The sequence below is a fragment of the Shewanella sp. 10N.286.52.B9 genome (genome assembly GCF_002873635.1).
Classification (GTDB): Bacteria; Pseudomonadota; Gammaproteobacteria; order Enterobacterales; family Shewanellaceae; genus Shewanella.
Window position 1 is genome coordinate 1 of the sequence record NZ_MCTY01000194.1, and the last position, 14,848, is coordinate 14,848.

A 14,848-nucleotide genomic window follows, 5' to 3' on the forward strand; every position below is an offset into this window, starting at 1 on the left:
CAATAATGTAGGAAAAAGCATGAAAGATAATTCTCCAACGATCATTTATACTGAAACTGATGAAGCCCCCGCATTAGCTACGCTGTCATTACTCCCTATCATCCGCACATTTACCAATGCTGCAGGTGTAAAAGTCGAGACTAGAGATATATCTTTATCTGGCCGTATTATTGCTAACTTTCCTGAAAAGTTAACTGCAGAGCAAAAAATTGCTGATGCACTCACTGAGTTAGGCCTAATGGCAAATACGCCTGAAGCTAATATTATCAAGTTACCTAACATCAGTGCGTCAATTCCACAGTTAAAAGCCTGTATCGCTGAACTTCAAGCGAAAGGTTACGATATACCAAACTACCCAGATGAGCCATCGACTGATGCAGAGCGTGAATCTCAGTCACGTTATGACAAGATTAAAGGCAGTGCAGTAAACCCGGTATTGCGTGAAGGTAACTCTGATCGCCGCGCGCCAACATCGGTAAAAAATTACGCTAAGAAAAACCCGCATTCAATGGGTAAATGGGCAAGTGATTCAGCATCACACGTTGCGCATATGAATGAAGGTGATTTTTACGGTAGTGAGCAATCAGTCACCCTGACTGATGCTGATACTGTAGATATCGTGCTAACCCAAGCAGATGGCCAAAAAGTAGCTTTGAAAACGGGCTTATCTTTATTAGCCGGTGAAGTAATTGATACCGCAGTAATGAGCAACAAAGCTTTAGTTGCCTTTTACGAGCGAGAAATCGAAGCGGCTAAATCTGAAGATGTACTATTGTCATTGCACCTTAAAGCAACAATGATGAAAGTATCAGACCCGATTTTATTTGGTCACGCTGTAAAAGTTTTCTTTAAAGAGGTTTTTGACAAGCACCAAGTGCTGTTTGATGAATTAGGCGTTGATGTTAACAATGGTTTTGGTGATGTATACGCAAAAATTGCCACATTACCAGAAGCCCAGCGCGCAGAAATCGAGGCTGATATTGCTGCGGTTTATGCTAAACGTCCAGCATTGGCGATGGTTGATTCAGATAAAGGCATCACTAACTTACACGTACCAAGTGATATTATTATTGATGCATCTATGCCTGCAGCTATTCGTTCTTCAGGTAAAATGTGGGGCCCTGATGGCCAACTTAAAGACACCAAAGCAATGATCCCTGATCGTTGTTATGCCGGTGTGTATCAAGAAACAATTGCATTTTGTAAAACCAATGGCGCATTTAACCCAACCACAATGGGCAGTGTGCCAAACGTCGGTTTGATGGCTCAAAAAGCCGAAGAATACGGTAGTCATGATAAAACATTTGAAATTGCACAAGCAGGTGTTGTTAACGTTGTTAACCGTGCTGGCAAGGTGTTGATGACGCATAATGTTGAAGTTGGTGACATTTTCAGAATGTGCCAGGTAAAAGATGCACCAATCCGCGATTGGGTTAAGTTAGCAGTTCGACGTTCACGTTTAAGTGCCACGCCTGCAATTTTCTGGTTAGACAGTAAGCGTGCTCATGACGCTCAATTAATCACTAAAGTTGAAGCATATCTTCAAGATCATGATACTGACGGCTTGGATATACAAATTCTTGCACCAGTAGAAGCAACTCGAGTGACACTCGCTCGCGTTAAACAAGGTTTAGATACTATTTCTGTAACGGGTAACGTACTGCGTGATTACCTGACTGATCTATTCCCAATTCTTGAATTAGGCACTAGTGCTAAAATGCTATCAATTGTGCCGTTAATGAATGGCGGTGGCTTATTTGAAACAGGCGCGGGTGGTAGTGCACCTAAGCATGTTCAACAAGTTGAGAAAGAAGGCCATTTACGCTGGGATTCACTGGGTGAATTTTTGGCATTAGCGGCTTCTTTAGAGCATTTAAGCCAAACAGCAAATAACCCTAAAGCACAGGTGCTAGCGGATACGTTAGATATTGCTATCGGCCAATTCCTTGATAGCAATAAATCACCTTCACGTCGTGTTGGTGAGCTTGATAACCGTGGTAGTCACTTTTATTTAGCCATGTATTGGGCTCAAGCTGTCTCAGTGCAAACTGTTGATACGGAATTAGCTGCGCAGTTTACTGAACTTGCTGAGTCGCTAACATCTAACGAAGCGGCAATTGTTGCTGAATTAAATGCATCACAAGGCCCTGCTGTTGATTTAGGTGGTTACTACCGTTTAGACGCAGCAAAAGCTGAAGCTGCCATGCGTCCAAGTGCATTACTAAATCAATTTATTACACATTAAGCGTTTTTTTGTGGCTAAATTGAAGGCATAAAATTGATGCCGTAAAGCAGAGGGCTTGCTCTCTGCTTTTTTGTGCCTGTTTGCCGCCATAGCCAGTTCGACTGATTTTAATCGCACTCAGTTAATGGGATAAGCTTTCAAGGCTTGAATACTGAAACTAGGCTCAGTGAGATTTAGCCTCTGTCAGCAAATTTGTTAACGCCGGAGGTTGAAGTTGCTTGAGTTAAGATGAATTGAACCTCAGTTTTATTTACGATTAGGTGTTTTTTTGGGCAAACAGTTTAATATTTACTTTTTATTTGCCCAATAAAAAAGGCAGAGATTAAAATCTCTGCCTTTTTGATTTATAGTTTCACCGACTATTTTGTTGGTGAAATGGCTGAAGCATGCATGCCCTTTGGGCCCTGCTCAGTTTCGAAATCGACAGGCTGACCCGCTTTTAGCGTTCTGTAGCCTTCCATTTCAATAGTTGAATAATGTGCAAAAACATCTTCGCCACCCTGATCTGGGCATATAAACCCGAATCCTTTGGCGTTGTTGAACCATTTAACAGTTCCGCTTGCCATACTTCCACTTCCTTCTGTTGCCTACTTACCAGTAAGATAGTAAAACTTATTAAGAGCGGTCTACATGTGCCGCCTGCAAACAGAATGAAATTTGTACGAAAAGATGTCAAGTAAAAATTAACAAAATGACAACATTTAATTAATTTAATAATATCAATTGGTCTTGTACCAAACTAGAGGCTAGTATTAACACATGGGTAGATTAGGCAGCGTAGAGCACACTACAGAGCGTGTTGAATCGGAGCTACAACCACCTTCAATGTATAAGGTCGTGTTAAATAACGATGATTACACACCGATGGATTTTGTTATTGAAGTGCTTCAACGCTTTTTTAACAAGGATGAACAGCAAGCCACAGACATCATGTTGGCTATCCATCACCAAGGTAAAGGAATATGTGGTGTTTTTTCATTTGGGATCGCTGAAACCAAAGTCTTACAAGTAAATCAATTTGCCAGAGAAAACGAACATCCGTTGCTGTGTACATTAGAAGCCGCATAGTGAACTTGCTGTTCACAACCGGTAACTCTGCAGTATTTGAGTATTTTTAGGGGGTGCTATGCTAAACAAAGATCTTGAAGTCACCTTGAATCTCGCTTTTCAACAAGCTCGAGATTCACGTCATGAATATATGACAGTAGAACATTTATTATTAGCATTAATTAATAACCCATCGGCTAAAGAAGCACTATTAGCCTGTGGTGCAGATCTGTCTCGTTTACACGAGGAAGTATCTAACTTCATCCAACAAACAACCCCATTAATCGCTGACACCACAGAAGAACGTGAAACTCAGCCTACCTTAGGCTTTCAACGTGTGCTTCAGCGTGCAGTATTTCATGTGCAGTCATCAGGTCGTAATGAAGTGACAGGTGCCAATGTCTTAGTTGCTATTTTTAGTGAGCAAGAGTCTCAGGCTGTATATTTACTGCGTCGCTGCGAAATAACGCGTTTAGATGTGGTTAACTATATCTCCCACGGTTTACCAAAAGACGATAGTGACGAAGAGATAAATAACCCAGAAGCCAGCGAAGAAGGCACTGAAGCCGGTGAAGATAGAAGTTTATTGGCTCAATTTGCTACAGACTTAAATCAATTATCTAAAGATGGGGTCATAGACCCACTCATTGGCCGTGATGATGAAGTTGAGCGTGCGATTCAAACCTTATGTCGTCGTCGTAAAAATAACCCATTATTGGTCGGTGAGGCTGGTGTGGGTAAAACAGCCATTGCTGAAGGTTTAGCCTACCGTATCGTTAATGAGCAAGTACCTGATGTTATCAAAGATGCGACTGTGTATTCGTTAGATTTAGGCTCATTACTCGCGGGCACTAAATACCGTGGTGATTTTGAAAAACGCTTTAAAGGGCTATTAAAAGAGCTGGCCAAAAATGAACATGCGATTTTATTTATTGATGAAATTCATACCATCATTGGTGCAGGTGCCGCTTCAGGTGGGGTAATGGATGCCTCAAATCTGTTAAAACCTTTGTTATCCAACGGCTCACTTCGATGTATGGGCTCAACCACATTCCAGGAATACCAAAGTATTTTTGAGAAAGACAGGGCTTTAGCCCGTCGTTTCCAAAAAATTGATATTAACGAACCTTCGGTTGCTGAAACCACTAAGATTTTACTGGGACTTAAATCAAAGTATGAAGAACATCATGGGGTTCGTTACACTCAGGCTGCAATCAGTTCTGCGGCCAGCTTGTCAGCTAAGCACATTAATGACCGTCACTTGCCTGACAAGGCCATTGATGTGATTGATGAGGCGGGCGCTAGAATGGTGATGCTGCCAGCTAGCAAACGTAAAAAAACCATCGGTCAGCCAGAAATTGAAGCCATTATTGCCAAAATAGCACGTATTCCTGAGAAGTCCGTATCGTCTACTGACAAAGATTTACTTAAGAACCTTGAACGTAACCTTAAGATGTTGGTATTCGGGCAGGACAAAGCCATTGAGGGCCTTAGCTCTGCCATACGTTTATCTCGAAGCGGCTTAGGTGCAGAGAAAAAGCCTGTGGGCAGTTTCTTATTTGCCGGCCCTACTGGGGTGGGTAAAACCGAGGTGACCAATCAGTTGGCATCATGTTTAAACATGAAGCTTATCCGTTTTGATATGTCTGAGTATACCGAAAGACATACGGTTTCACGTTTAATTGGTTCACCACCCGGTTATGTCGGTTACGAGCAAGGCGGTTTACTTACTGATGCCGTAATTAAAAACCCGCATTGTGTGGTGCTGCTAGATGAAATCGAAAAAGCTCACCCTGACATTTATAATTTGCTGTTGCAAGTCATGGATCACGGTACCTTAACCGATAATAACGGTCGCAAAGCAGACTTTAGAAATGTGACCTTGGTGATGACCACCAATGCTGGCGTTCAAGAGTCTATCCGTACTTCAATAGGCTTTAAGCAACAAGACAACAGCCTTAATGCGATGTCAGAAATTAATAAAGTGTTTTCACCAGAGTTTCGAAATCGTTTAGATTCGATTATTTGGTTTAATCATCTTGATATGACCATTATTGCTAAGGTTGTCGATAAGTTCCTTATTGAGCTGCAAGCGCAGTTAGATGAGAAGCGTGTCACCCTCGAGGTCACTGATGAAGCGCGCACTTTATTAGCTGAAAAGGGTTACGATAAAAATATGGGCGCTCGCCCGATGAGCCGTGTTGTTACTGAGTTAATCAAACGACCATTGGCTGATGAAATCTTATTTGGCAAGCTTGAAGCTGGTGGAATAGCAAAAGTTGATGTCAAAGATAATGAGCTGGTGATCAGTTGCGAATGTGAAGAGAAAGTCTCTTAAACCTTGTTAATTATTTGGCTCAAATAAAAATGGCTATCTGTTTTCAGATAGCCATTTTTTCTTGACGTTAATCGCCTAATTACTATTACTAAAAATTACTGCTAATTCTTAGTATTTGCCAGGATAGCTAGCAAATAAAAAACCCGACATTAAAGCCGGGTTTTTAATATATGAGGCAGGATTAACGTGCGCGGAAGACGATACGACCTTTACTTAAATCGTAAGGAGTCAACTGAACAGTGACTTTATCACCCGTTAAAATACGGATGTAGTTTTTGCGCATCTTGCCAGAAATGTGTGCTATCACTACATGACCATTTTCAAGTTCTACGCGGAACATTGTATTTGGCAAGGTCTCAAGGATAGTGCCCTGCATTTCAATGTTGTCTTCTTTCGCCATTAATTGGTTACCTTTATGCCTTCAAATATAAAAAATTCGCCGTATCATGCCGTAAAAAGCGCGAGCTGTAAAGGCTTGAAACACTAAAGCATAGGTTCTTTTTCAATATGTTGCCATCCTTGAGCTGTTAAGATTTGATAAGGACGATATAAACGCTTGTAATTCATTTTACGATTTTCATCAATTTGGTAGCCTAAATAAAGAAATTGCTTATGTTTTTGCTGCGCGAGCTGGCATTGCAATAAAATCATATATGACCCTAAGGAACGTTTTGCATATTCGGGGTCAAAATAACTGTAAATTGCCGACATTGAATGCGTCATCATATCGGTTACAGCAACGCCAATGAGCTTTTGTTGGTCATAAACTTCAATGAAGGTATCAGGTAGCCACTGGCAAGCAAGAAAGTCGTTAAACTGGCTCTCAGTGGGAGGATACATAGGACCATCAAAATGGCGACCAATAATATATTGTTCATATAATTGATAATGTGCCGCCGTACGCTCGTGCGTAACTTTCCAGGTTAAATCTTGATTATTCTTTAAGGTTCTTTTTTGTCTTTTGGATACCTTAAACTGGCCAACATCCACTCGAATGGACTGACAAGCCTGACAGCTAGGACATCTGGGTTTGTAAATTGAACTGCCATTACGTCTAAAACCCATTCCTAACAATTGTTCGAATAAGTTTGCGTCAAGTTCAGACTCTTGAATAACAAGTAATTGCTCTTGTAAACCGTCAATATAATTACAATCAAACGGCTGGGTTAGGCCAACGCTAATGCTTCTAGAACTCAAAATAGACCTCTTGTTGTAACCAAGTATCATCGTTAATAACTTGATTTCGTAATTGTTTTAGTTGAGCTAAAAATGCTTTTCTGGGAACGTCTACGGCGCCTAAATTGGCTAGGTGAGGGTTCATAATTTGTGCATCAATGAGTTTAAAACCCTTGTCGAATAAATGCTGGTTGAGCATAGCAAAGGCCGCTTTTGAGGCATTAGATTGACGATGAAACATTGACTCGCCACAAAACACGCTTCCCACTGCAATGCCGTATAAGCCGCCAACTAGCTCATCATTATCCCACACTTCAATTGAATGTGCTTTTCCCAGTTTATGCAGCTGTATATAGGCCTGCTGGATGTCAGATGAAATCCAAGTGCCTTGCTGTGTGAGCCTAGGTTGTGAGCAAGCATGGATAACCTCAGTGAAGGCTTTATTAATACTAAAGCGCCATGGACTTTTTTTGAGCAGCTTTAACATACTTTTATTTACTGCATGTCGCTTGGGGATAAAAATGGCTCTAGGATCTGGTGACCACCAAAGGATGGGGTCGTGTTCATTAAACCAAGGGAATATGCCTTGATAGTAGGCTTCCACAAGGCGTTGCGGGCTTAAATCACCACCAACAGCTAGTAAACCATTGGGATCTGACAATGCTTGTTGTGGATCAGGAAACAAAGGCAGTTTATTTAAATAGGACAGTGAGTTCACAATTGAGTATATTAATGAGTAGACCTTATGCATACGTTAGCGGAATTTTGCCTATGTTGAAACTCACAAACTGTTCTCGAGCACTTTTTAGTGCGATTTTGTTTATCTTAATCTCAGTGCCAGCAAGTGCGGCCTACGACCGAAATCAAGCTGTCCCAGTAGAAAAGGTTGTCTACGGCCAAGTTGAATCAATTAAACATGTCACTCAAACCCAGTTGGTGGAAGATCGAAATGTTGGCTGGAAAACATTTGGCGGCGCCTTGGTGGGCGGCGTTATTGGCCATCAATTTGGTGGTGGCTCAGGCCAAGATGTTGCAACTGTGCTTGGTGCGTTAGTGGGCGGCGCTGCTGCAAATCAGTATGGAAACACGACCAGAACATTAGAATATAAACTCATTGAAATGATGATAAACCTTGATGATGGTAGCCAAGTGATGGTGATTCAAGATCAAGATCCTGGCATGGCATTTAACGCAGGTGACGAAGTGAGGGTGGTTTATCTAAAAGGCTATGTCAGAGTTGATTTAGCCATGTAAGTCTGGATGTAATTTACACAATAAAAAAGGAGCCTAAGCTCCTTTTTTATTGTGTAAACGCACCTGAAACTAGAAACCGCGAGGTAAGGTACTTTTACCTGCCGCAGCTAGTTTTTCACGCCATAATTCTTTTGGCGTTTTACCACCAGAAGTTGACGTTGCTGGTGTACTTGCAACTTTAACAGCAGGCTTTTTAGCAACTGCTTTTTTTGCGACAACTGCTTTAACCGGCTTATCTGCTACAGGCGCAACAGCGGTTTGACCTTGTGTGGCTTCAAGGTGCATTTTCTCAAGTTCGCTAAAGCGTATCGACTTGCCGCCATCAATTTTGTACCAACTGCCTTTCTGTTCAATTTCAACAGATTTACCAGTTTGATTTTCAAGAGCCGCGGTTAATTCAGCGATAAGCGCTTCTTTTGTCAAGTTTGACATTTTGAGACCTATTTTTATTTATTGAATAGTTTATTTAATGTGTTCAACATCCCGTGGGCTAATTTTAATGTTTAATGTACTTAAAAGTCCAATTTATGCAAAAATCGCTCAGCTATTAGCCAATCTTAACAAGGGTTTTTCAATAAGTATTGGTCTGCGTTACACTATTACTATCAATAAATTTAGGGTTAGTTTTATGTCATTAACGTCTGTATCTCGCCAACAATTGTCTAAATATCTCAATGATTTTCTGAATGTGAATCAGTTTAAAGATTACGCTCCCAATGGACTGCAAGTGCAGGGCACTGAACACATCAGCACGATTGTGACTGGCGTTACCGCTTGCCAAGCATTAATCGATCAAGCTGCAGCATTAAATGCAGACGCGATTTTAGTGCACCATGGTTTTTTTTGGAAAAATGAACCCGAAGTGCTTACTGGTATGAAATACCAAAGAATAAAATCACTAATGACCCACGATATGAATTTATTCGGCTATCATTTACCTTTAGATGCACATCAAACACTGGGTAATAATGCTGAATTAGCTAAAGAATTAGGTATTGTCGATGTTGAGGTGTGTACCGATATACCGCAAAATTTACTATGGCAGGGGAAATTTCCTCAGCCATTAACTGTTGCACAAGTTAATGCATTATTAACAGAGAAGCTTAATCGAGTGCCATTACACATTGGTGACGAGACTGAGGTTATTTCATCTATTGCTTGGTGTACTGGCGGGGCGCAGGATTATATTGATCATGCTGCAGGCTTGAACGTTGACGCCTTTATCAGTGGTGAAGTGTCAGAAAGGACCTTTCATTGCGCTATGGAGCAAGGGATCCATTACTTTGCCGCCGGTCATCATGCTACAGAGCAATTTGGTATAAAAGCTTTAGGTGAACATTTAGCCAATGAATTTGGTTTAACCCATCACTATATTGATATTGTGAACCCTGTGTAATGTTTGTCACCTGAGCGCAAAATAACTACAGATAAGGAATAAATGGATGACTGAGTATTTTTTACAAGCGTTTATATATTTATCAGCTGCAGTTATCGCCGTACCATTGGCTCAGCGTTTAGGGCTTGGCTCAGTGCTTGGCTATTTAATTGCCGGACTGGTCATTGGTCCCATCATCGGCCTTGTTGGCAGTGAAACCAGCACCATTCAGCATTTTGCTGAATTTGGTGTAGTGATGATGTTATTTCTGGTGGGCTTAGAGTTAGAGCCTAAAATGCTGTGGTCCATGCGGCATCGTCTTATTGGCATGGGCGGGTTACAAGTTGGCTTGTCAGTGGGCGGTGTGATGGCCATTGCGATGTTATTTGATATTCAATGGTCAATCGCATTAACCATAGGTTTGATTTTTTCATTGTCTTCAACAGCAATTGTATTGCAGACCTTTAATGAAAAAGGCTTAATTAAAACGCCTGCCGGTCGAAATGCATTCTCAGTGCTTCTGTTTCAAGATATTGCCGTGATCCCCATGTTGGCGTTAATCCCATTGCTAGCGTTACCTGAATTAGTCGCAGTGACACAAACAGCGGTGTCTGAGGCAGCAGCCCATCATGAAGAGTTATCCTTGGTGGCTGAACTCTCCAGTGGTGTGTATGCCATCGTTTTAGTGCTCTCAATCGCTTTTGTTATTTTTGGCGGCCATTATTTAACTCGACCCATTTTTAAATTTGTTGCAGATTCTGGTGTCAGAGAGATTTCAACTGCTGCGGCATTATTGTTAGTTATTGGCATTGCGGCATTAATGAGTTTGGTTGAGGTTTCACCTGCTTTAGGCACATTTTTAGCAGGTGTGGTACTGGCTAATAGTGAGTTTAAGCATGAACTTGAGGCGAATATTGCGCCGTTTAAAGGTTTATTACTGGGGCTATTTTTCATTACCGTGGGGGCGGGGATTGATTTTGACATCTTATGGCAATATCTAGGAGCCATTTTAGCCATTACTTTTGGGGTGATGTTTTTAAAGGCATTGGTGTTATTTATATTGTCTTTTATATTCCGAATTACAGGTAGTGATAGGTGGCTGTTTACCCTAAGTCTCGCTCAAGCGGGTGAATTCGGTTTTGTGTTATTGAGCTTTAGCCAACAAAATGATGTATTACCCATTCATATCGCCCAGCCATTATCTATTGTGGTTGCCTTGTCGATGTTTTTGACTCCAGGCTTATTCATCTTCTATGAAAAGTTTATTGTGCCCAAATATGAAAAGAACTCAAACGAGCGGGAACAAGATACGGTTGATGAACAAGGTGTGGTGATCATTGCCGGTATCGGTCGTTTTGGTCAAATAGTCAATCGATTACTGTTATCTAACGGGGTGAAAACGGTTGTACTAGACCGTCAGGCATCCCAAGTGGATACATTGAGAAAAATCAAAACCAAAGCCTTTTATGGTGATGCCACCAGGCCTGATTTATTAGAAACAGCAGGTGTTGCCAACGCTGCCGCCTTTGTCATTGCCATTGATGATCAGCAAAGTAGTATTGAGTTGGTTAAGTACCTTAAACATAAATACCCACAGCTTAAAGTCATCAGCCGTGCTTTTGACCGTGGTCATGGGCACTTATTGCGAGAAGCTGGCGCAGATTTTGTCGAGTCAGAAACCTTCCACTCCGCCCTGAAAGTTGGTGCGGCGTCGATGCGGGCAATGGGATTTTCTGATGAGTTAGTCAGTCAGCAAAAGCTAACATATCAAAGAGTTGAAAAAGAAGCGGCAGATGCCTTATATAAAGAATGGTTGAAGCGACCTGAAGGTGAACGCTATGGCAATGATTTCATCAGTCTGTTTATGCTTTACGAAGAGCGAATGAAGCAAGCCATTGAAGCAGATACAGAGGCTTATAATAGCCGTAACTTTGCCAAAGAGGCGCCTTGTGATAGCTCTGATGATTGTCAAAGTCCAAGTCAAAAACCATCTCAAAGTCCAGTATAAATCTCAGCCTAAAATCTGAGTGCTAGTGCCATAAAAAAGGCCATCTTTCGATGGCCTTACTATTCAAGCTTTGTTGCTAATTACATGACTCGCATGCCAGGTTTCGCGCCTGCATGAGGTTCTAAAATCCAGATATCTTTTCCACCAGGGCCGGCGGCTAATACCATGCCTTCAGATTCACCGAACTTCATTTTACGTGGTGCAAGGTTGGCAACCATCACAGTGTGTTTGCCAATCAAATCTTCTGGTGCGTAAGCAGATTTAATGCCTGCAAAAACCTGCTTGGTTTCGCCGCCTAAATCTAACTCTAAACGGAGTAGTTTATTGGCTTTTTCAATATGCTCAGCTTTTGAAATAAGCGCGATACGCAAATCAACTTTGGCAAAATCATCAAAAGTAATTTCAGGGCTTAGGGGCTCTTTCTCAAGCTCAGTTTGAGTAGCTTCCGGCGCAGCATCAGTCACTTTACTTGCAGTTACTTGTAAGTTTTCAGTTGATGCCTCAATGATAGCTTCAATGCTTTTCATTTCAATGCGCTGCATTAATGCTTTAAACTTAGCAATTTCATGGCCAGCTAGATCTACAGCTAAATTATCCCATGTTAATGGCGTCTGTAAGAAAGCTTCAACATTGTCAGCTAGCTTAGGTAGTACCGGTTTAAGGTAAGTGACTAAGATGCGGAACAAGTTAAGTGCATTGCTACACACTTGATGGGCTTCATCTTGCTTGTCTTCTTGTTTGATTAACTGCCAAGGCGCGGCATCAGCAACATAGGCATTTGCCATGTCAGCTAAAGCCATAATTTCGCGCATCGCTTTACCAAACTCACGAGTCTCATATAAATCAGCAATGATATCCTGTTTAGCTAAAAAGGCCTCAGTCAAAGTCATATCGTTGATTTTAGCTAACTTGCCGTCAAAACGTTTACTGATAAAACCAGCGGTACGTGAGGCTAAGTTCACTAATTTACCAACTAGATCAGAGTTCACTCGCTGTGCGAAGTCTTCTAGATTTAAATCTAAGTCATCAACACGGCTGTTTAATTTCGCCGCGTAGTAATAGCGAAGATACTCAGGATCTAAATTATCTAAATAAGTACGCGCTTTAATAAACGTGCCTTTTGACTTAGACATTTTGGCACCATTTACCGTAACATAACCATGTGCATAAACAGCAGTAGGTTTACGAATACCCGCGCCATCTAGCACTGCAGGCCAAAATAAACCGTGGAAGTTGACAATATCTTTACCAATGAAGTGATAAAGCTCTGTTGTAGAGTCTTTTTTCCAAAATTCGTCAAAATCAAGGTCACCACGTTTATCACATAAGTTTTTAAACGAGCCCATGTAACCGATAGGTGCGTCTAACCATACGTAGAAAAACTTACCTGGTTGCTCTGGTATTTCAAAACCAAAATAAGGCGCATCACGGGAAATATCCCATTGCTGCAGACCTTGTTCGAACCATTCTCTTAGCTTGTTGGCGATTTCAGGTTGTAGTGAACCTGATGCAAGCCATTCACTTAACATGGTTTCAAATGCAGGTAAGTCAAAGAAGAAATGTTCACTGTCCTTCATTACTGGCGTAGCACCTGACACGACCGAGTAAGGATTGATTAAATCTGTGGTGCTATAAGTCGCACCACAGTTATCGCAGTTATCACCATATTGATCTTCACTCTTACATTTCGGGCAAGTGCCTTTGACAAAGCGGTCTGGTAAAAACATTTCTTTTTCAGGATCGAATAATTGAGAAATGGTTTTGGTTTTAATGTAACCACCATCACGCAACTTCAGATAAATATCGCTGGCAAGCTCACAGTTTTCTTTACAGTGCGTGCTATGGAAGTTATCAAAGTTGATATTGAAATCAGCGAAATCTTGTTCATGTTCTTTTTGAACTTGAGCAATCATTTCTTCTGGTGTAATACCCAGTTGTTGGGCTTTCAGCATGATTGGGGTGCCATGGGCATCATCTGCACAAATATAGTGACATTCATGTCCACGAAGTTTTTGGTAACGAGACCAAATATCAGTTTGAATATACTCAAGCATATGACCTAAATGGATAGGACCATTTGCATATGGGAGGGCACTTGTCACCAGAATTTTACGTTGTGAATTTGTCATTTTGTCTCAACAATCGATTACACCAAATATATGTTGATGATACTAACCGATCAAAGTGATTATTTCATCAAACAACAACAAAATGGGCTAAATTTGCGCTCATTTTTCTTGAATTCTGGTACACTTGAACAAATTTATCGCTGGGAGTTCTGCTTTTGTCTACTTCGCATACAGATTATCAATTAAGTGCTGACCTATTAGGTCCCGTGTTGAGTATTTTAGATGCATATCAAGATCCATATTTAGCCGAAGGGCTTGTATCTGCAGGTTGTGTCACTAAGCTTTCAATTGAAGGCAAACGTTTATCACTTGGGTTAGTTTATCCATACCCATGTATGACGCAATATCGTGATACTGTCATGGATGTGACTAAAAAATTAGCCGTACTTGATGCTATTGATGAAGTAGAGTGCGAAATTGATTTTCAGCCAAGAGTATTTTCTGCGGTTAGCTCTGTAGTGCCATTGCCAAATATTAAGCAAGTCATTGCTGTGGCTTCAGGTAAAGGTGGCGTGGGTAAATCAACCACGGCAGTTAACCTTGCATTAGCTTTAAAAGCAGAAGGTGCTGAAGTGGGCATCTTAGATGCTGACATTTACGGTCCTTCAATTCCTATGATGCTGGGTTTACAAGGTTTTAAACCGACTTCACCTGACGGGAAAATGATGACCGCAGCCAGTGCTCATGGCATTACTGCCCAATCAATCGGCTTTATGTTAGGTGATGGCGAAGCTGCAGTATGGCGTGGCCCAATGGCGGCCGGTGCTTTAAATCAGTTATTAACTGAAACCCAGTGGCCAGAACTTGATTATTTGGTTATCGATTTACCACCTGGAACCGGTGATATCCAATTAACCCTTTCGCAAAAATTTCCTGTGAGTGGCACGGTTGTGGTGACTACACCGCAAGATATTGCCCTTGAAGATGCGAAAAAAGGCATTACCATGTTCCAAAAAGTGGATATCCCAGTGTTAGGGATTATTGAGAACATGAGTTTTCATTTATGTCCAGAATGTGGCCATAAAGAACACCCATTTGGTACTCATGGTGGCAGTAAAATTGCCGAGCGTTATGAAGTACCGTTATTAGGTGCTTTGCCGCTTAATATCAACATTCGTGAATCAATGGATGAAGGTAACCCTGCAGTTGTGAGTCAGCCTGATTCTGAAGTGGCAGGGATTTATCGTGAGATCGCTCGTAAAGTTGGGGCTCAACTAGCCAAACAACAAAGTAAAAAGACAGTATCAATTAGTATTTCAGACGACGAGTAAGGTTT

The 14,848-nt window shown here is 41.3% G+C and carries 13 protein-coding genes; 7 read left to right on the forward strand and 6 right to left on the reverse strand.

Translation table 11 applies throughout. From position 1 onward, the window contains the following. Positions 1–19: 19 nt before the first annotated feature. The gene (locus BCU91_RS14505) at positions 20–2,245 is read left to right on the forward strand and encodes an NADP-dependent isocitrate dehydrogenase (RefSeq protein ID WP_102437872.1); all 2,226 of its coding nucleotides are present in this window, start codon (positions 20–22) and stop codon (positions 2,243–2,245) included. A gap of 359 nt (positions 2,246–2,604) precedes the next feature. Here BCU91_RS14505 and cspD read toward each other — a convergent pair whose 3' ends face one another. Further along, entirely contained in the window at positions 2,605–2,811 is a 207-nt protein-coding gene (gene cspD, locus BCU91_RS14510; RefSeq protein WP_055024439.1) for a cold shock domain-containing protein CspD, read from the reverse strand. A 193-nt stretch (positions 2,812–3,004) separates the two neighbouring features. On the opposite strand from cspD, the gene clpS reads away from it, so the two are divergent. After that, on the forward strand, positions 3,005–3,313 hold the full coding sequence (gene clpS / locus BCU91_RS14515) for an ATP-dependent Clp protease adapter ClpS (RefSeq protein ID WP_102531763.1): 309 nt from the start codon (positions 3,005–3,007) through the stop codon (positions 3,311–3,313). A 58-nt stretch (positions 3,314–3,371) separates the two neighbouring features. After that, positions 3,372–5,630 carry an ATP-dependent Clp protease ATP-binding subunit ClpA gene (clpA, locus tag BCU91_RS14520; protein ID WP_102437868.1) on the forward strand — a complete coding sequence of 753 codons (2,259 nt, stop codon included), beginning with the start codon at positions 3,372–3,374 and terminating at the stop codon, positions 5,628–5,630. Positions 5,631–5,811: 181 nt separating this feature from the next. Here clpA and infA read toward each other — a convergent pair whose 3' ends face one another. The 3 genes from infA to aat form a co-directional block, all read right to left on the reverse strand. Continuing rightward, positions 5,812–6,030: a translation initiation factor IF-1 gene (gene infA, locus BCU91_RS14525; protein WP_011496276.1), complete on the reverse strand. Its 219-nt coding sequence runs from the start codon at positions 6,028–6,030 to the stop codon at positions 5,812–5,814. Positions 6,031–6,113: 83 nt separating this feature from the next. After that, a complete protein-coding gene (locus BCU91_RS14530; RefSeq protein ID WP_102531764.1) occupies positions 6,114–6,857 on the reverse strand; it encodes an arginyltransferase in 744 nt (247 codons plus the stop codon). After that, positions 6,817–7,524: a leucyl/phenylalanyl-tRNA--protein transferase gene (aat, locus tag BCU91_RS14535; RefSeq protein ID WP_102437907.1), complete on the reverse strand. Its 708-nt coding sequence runs from the start codon at positions 7,522–7,524 to the stop codon at positions 6,817–6,819. Before aat ends, BCU91_RS14530 begins: the two co-directional genes overlap by 41 nt. A 53-nt stretch (positions 7,525–7,577) precedes the next feature. Between aat and BCU91_RS14540 the strand changes: the two genes are divergently transcribed. Next, positions 7,578–8,060, forward strand: a complete 483-nt coding sequence (locus BCU91_RS14540) for a glycine zipper 2TM domain-containing protein (RefSeq protein WP_102437864.1) — start codon at positions 7,578–7,580, stop codon at positions 8,058–8,060. A gap of 69 nt (positions 8,061–8,129) precedes the next feature. Here BCU91_RS14540 and BCU91_RS14545 read toward each other — a convergent pair whose 3' ends face one another. Continuing rightward, entirely contained in the window at positions 8,130–8,492 is a 363-nt protein-coding gene (locus tag BCU91_RS14545; protein ID WP_102437862.1) for a hypothetical protein, read from the reverse strand. 196 nt (positions 8,493–8,688) lie between these two features. On the opposite strand from BCU91_RS14545, the gene BCU91_RS14550 reads away from it, so the two are divergent. Together BCU91_RS14550 and BCU91_RS14555 are read left to right on the forward strand one after the other, a co-directional pair. After that, positions 8,689–9,456 (forward strand): Nif3-like dinuclear metal center hexameric protein, encoded by a 768-nt coding sequence (locus tag BCU91_RS14550; protein ID WP_102437905.1) that lies wholly within the window; start codon positions 8,689–8,691, stop codon positions 9,454–9,456. A 46-nt stretch (positions 9,457–9,502) separates the two neighbouring features. After that, positions 9,503–11,443, forward strand: a complete 1,941-nt coding sequence (locus tag BCU91_RS14555; protein WP_102531765.1) for a monovalent cation:proton antiporter-2 (CPA2) family protein — start codon at positions 9,503–9,505, stop codon at positions 11,441–11,443. An 80-nt stretch (positions 11,444–11,523) separates the two neighbouring features. On the opposite strand, the gene metG is transcribed toward BCU91_RS14555, so the two are convergent. Continuing rightward, positions 11,524–13,572: a methionine--tRNA ligase gene (gene metG / locus BCU91_RS14560; RefSeq protein WP_102531766.1), complete on the reverse strand. Its 2,049-nt coding sequence runs from the start codon at positions 13,570–13,572 to the stop codon at positions 11,524–11,526. Between the two features lie 155 nt (positions 13,573–13,727). Here metG and apbC point away from each other — a divergent pair, with 155 nt between their 5' ends. Continuing rightward, a complete protein-coding gene (gene apbC, locus BCU91_RS14565; protein WP_102531767.1) occupies positions 13,728–14,843 on the forward strand; it encodes an iron-sulfur cluster carrier protein ApbC in 1,116 nt (371 codons plus the stop codon). Positions 14,844–14,848 lie beyond the last annotated feature (5 nt).

What these genes read in the sequence shown, in the direction of transcription:
- BCU91_RS14505 (WP_102437872.1), top strand. Translation starts at nt 20, where the DNA reads ATGAAAGATAATTCTCCAACGATCATTTATACTGAAACTGATGAAGCC.
- cspD (WP_055024439.1), bottom strand. Translation starts at nt 2,811, where the DNA reads ATGGCAAGCGGAACTGTTAAATGGTTCAACAACGCCAAAGGATTCGGG.
- clpS (WP_102531763.1), top strand. Translation starts at nt 3,005, where the DNA reads ATGGGTAGATTAGGCAGCGTAGAGCACACTACAGAGCGTGTTGAATCG.
- clpA (WP_102437868.1), top strand. Translation starts at nt 3,372, where the DNA reads ATGCTAAACAAAGATCTTGAAGTCACCTTGAATCTCGCTTTTCAACAA.
- infA (WP_011496276.1), bottom strand. Translation starts at nt 6,030, where the DNA reads ATGGCGAAAGAAGACAACATTGAAATGCAGGGCACTATCCTTGAGACC.
- BCU91_RS14530 (WP_102531764.1), bottom strand. Translation starts at nt 6,857, where the DNA reads ATGATACTTGGTTACAACAAGAGGTCTATTTTGAGTTCTAGAAGCATT.
- BCU91_RS14540 (WP_102437864.1), top strand. Translation starts at nt 7,578, where the DNA reads ATGTTGAAACTCACAAACTGTTCTCGAGCACTTTTTAGTGCGATTTTG.
- BCU91_RS14545 (WP_102437862.1), bottom strand. Translation starts at nt 8,492, where the DNA reads ATGTCAAACTTGACAAAAGAAGCGCTTATCGCTGAATTAACCGCGGCT.
- BCU91_RS14550 (WP_102437905.1), top strand. Translation starts at nt 8,689, where the DNA reads ATGTCATTAACGTCTGTATCTCGCCAACAATTGTCTAAATATCTCAAT.
- BCU91_RS14555 (WP_102531765.1), top strand. Translation starts at nt 9,503, where the DNA reads ATGACTGAGTATTTTTTACAAGCGTTTATATATTTATCAGCTGCAGTT.
- metG (WP_102531766.1), bottom strand. Translation starts at nt 13,572, where the DNA reads ATGACAAATTCACAACGTAAAATTCTGGTGACAAGTGCCCTCCCATAT.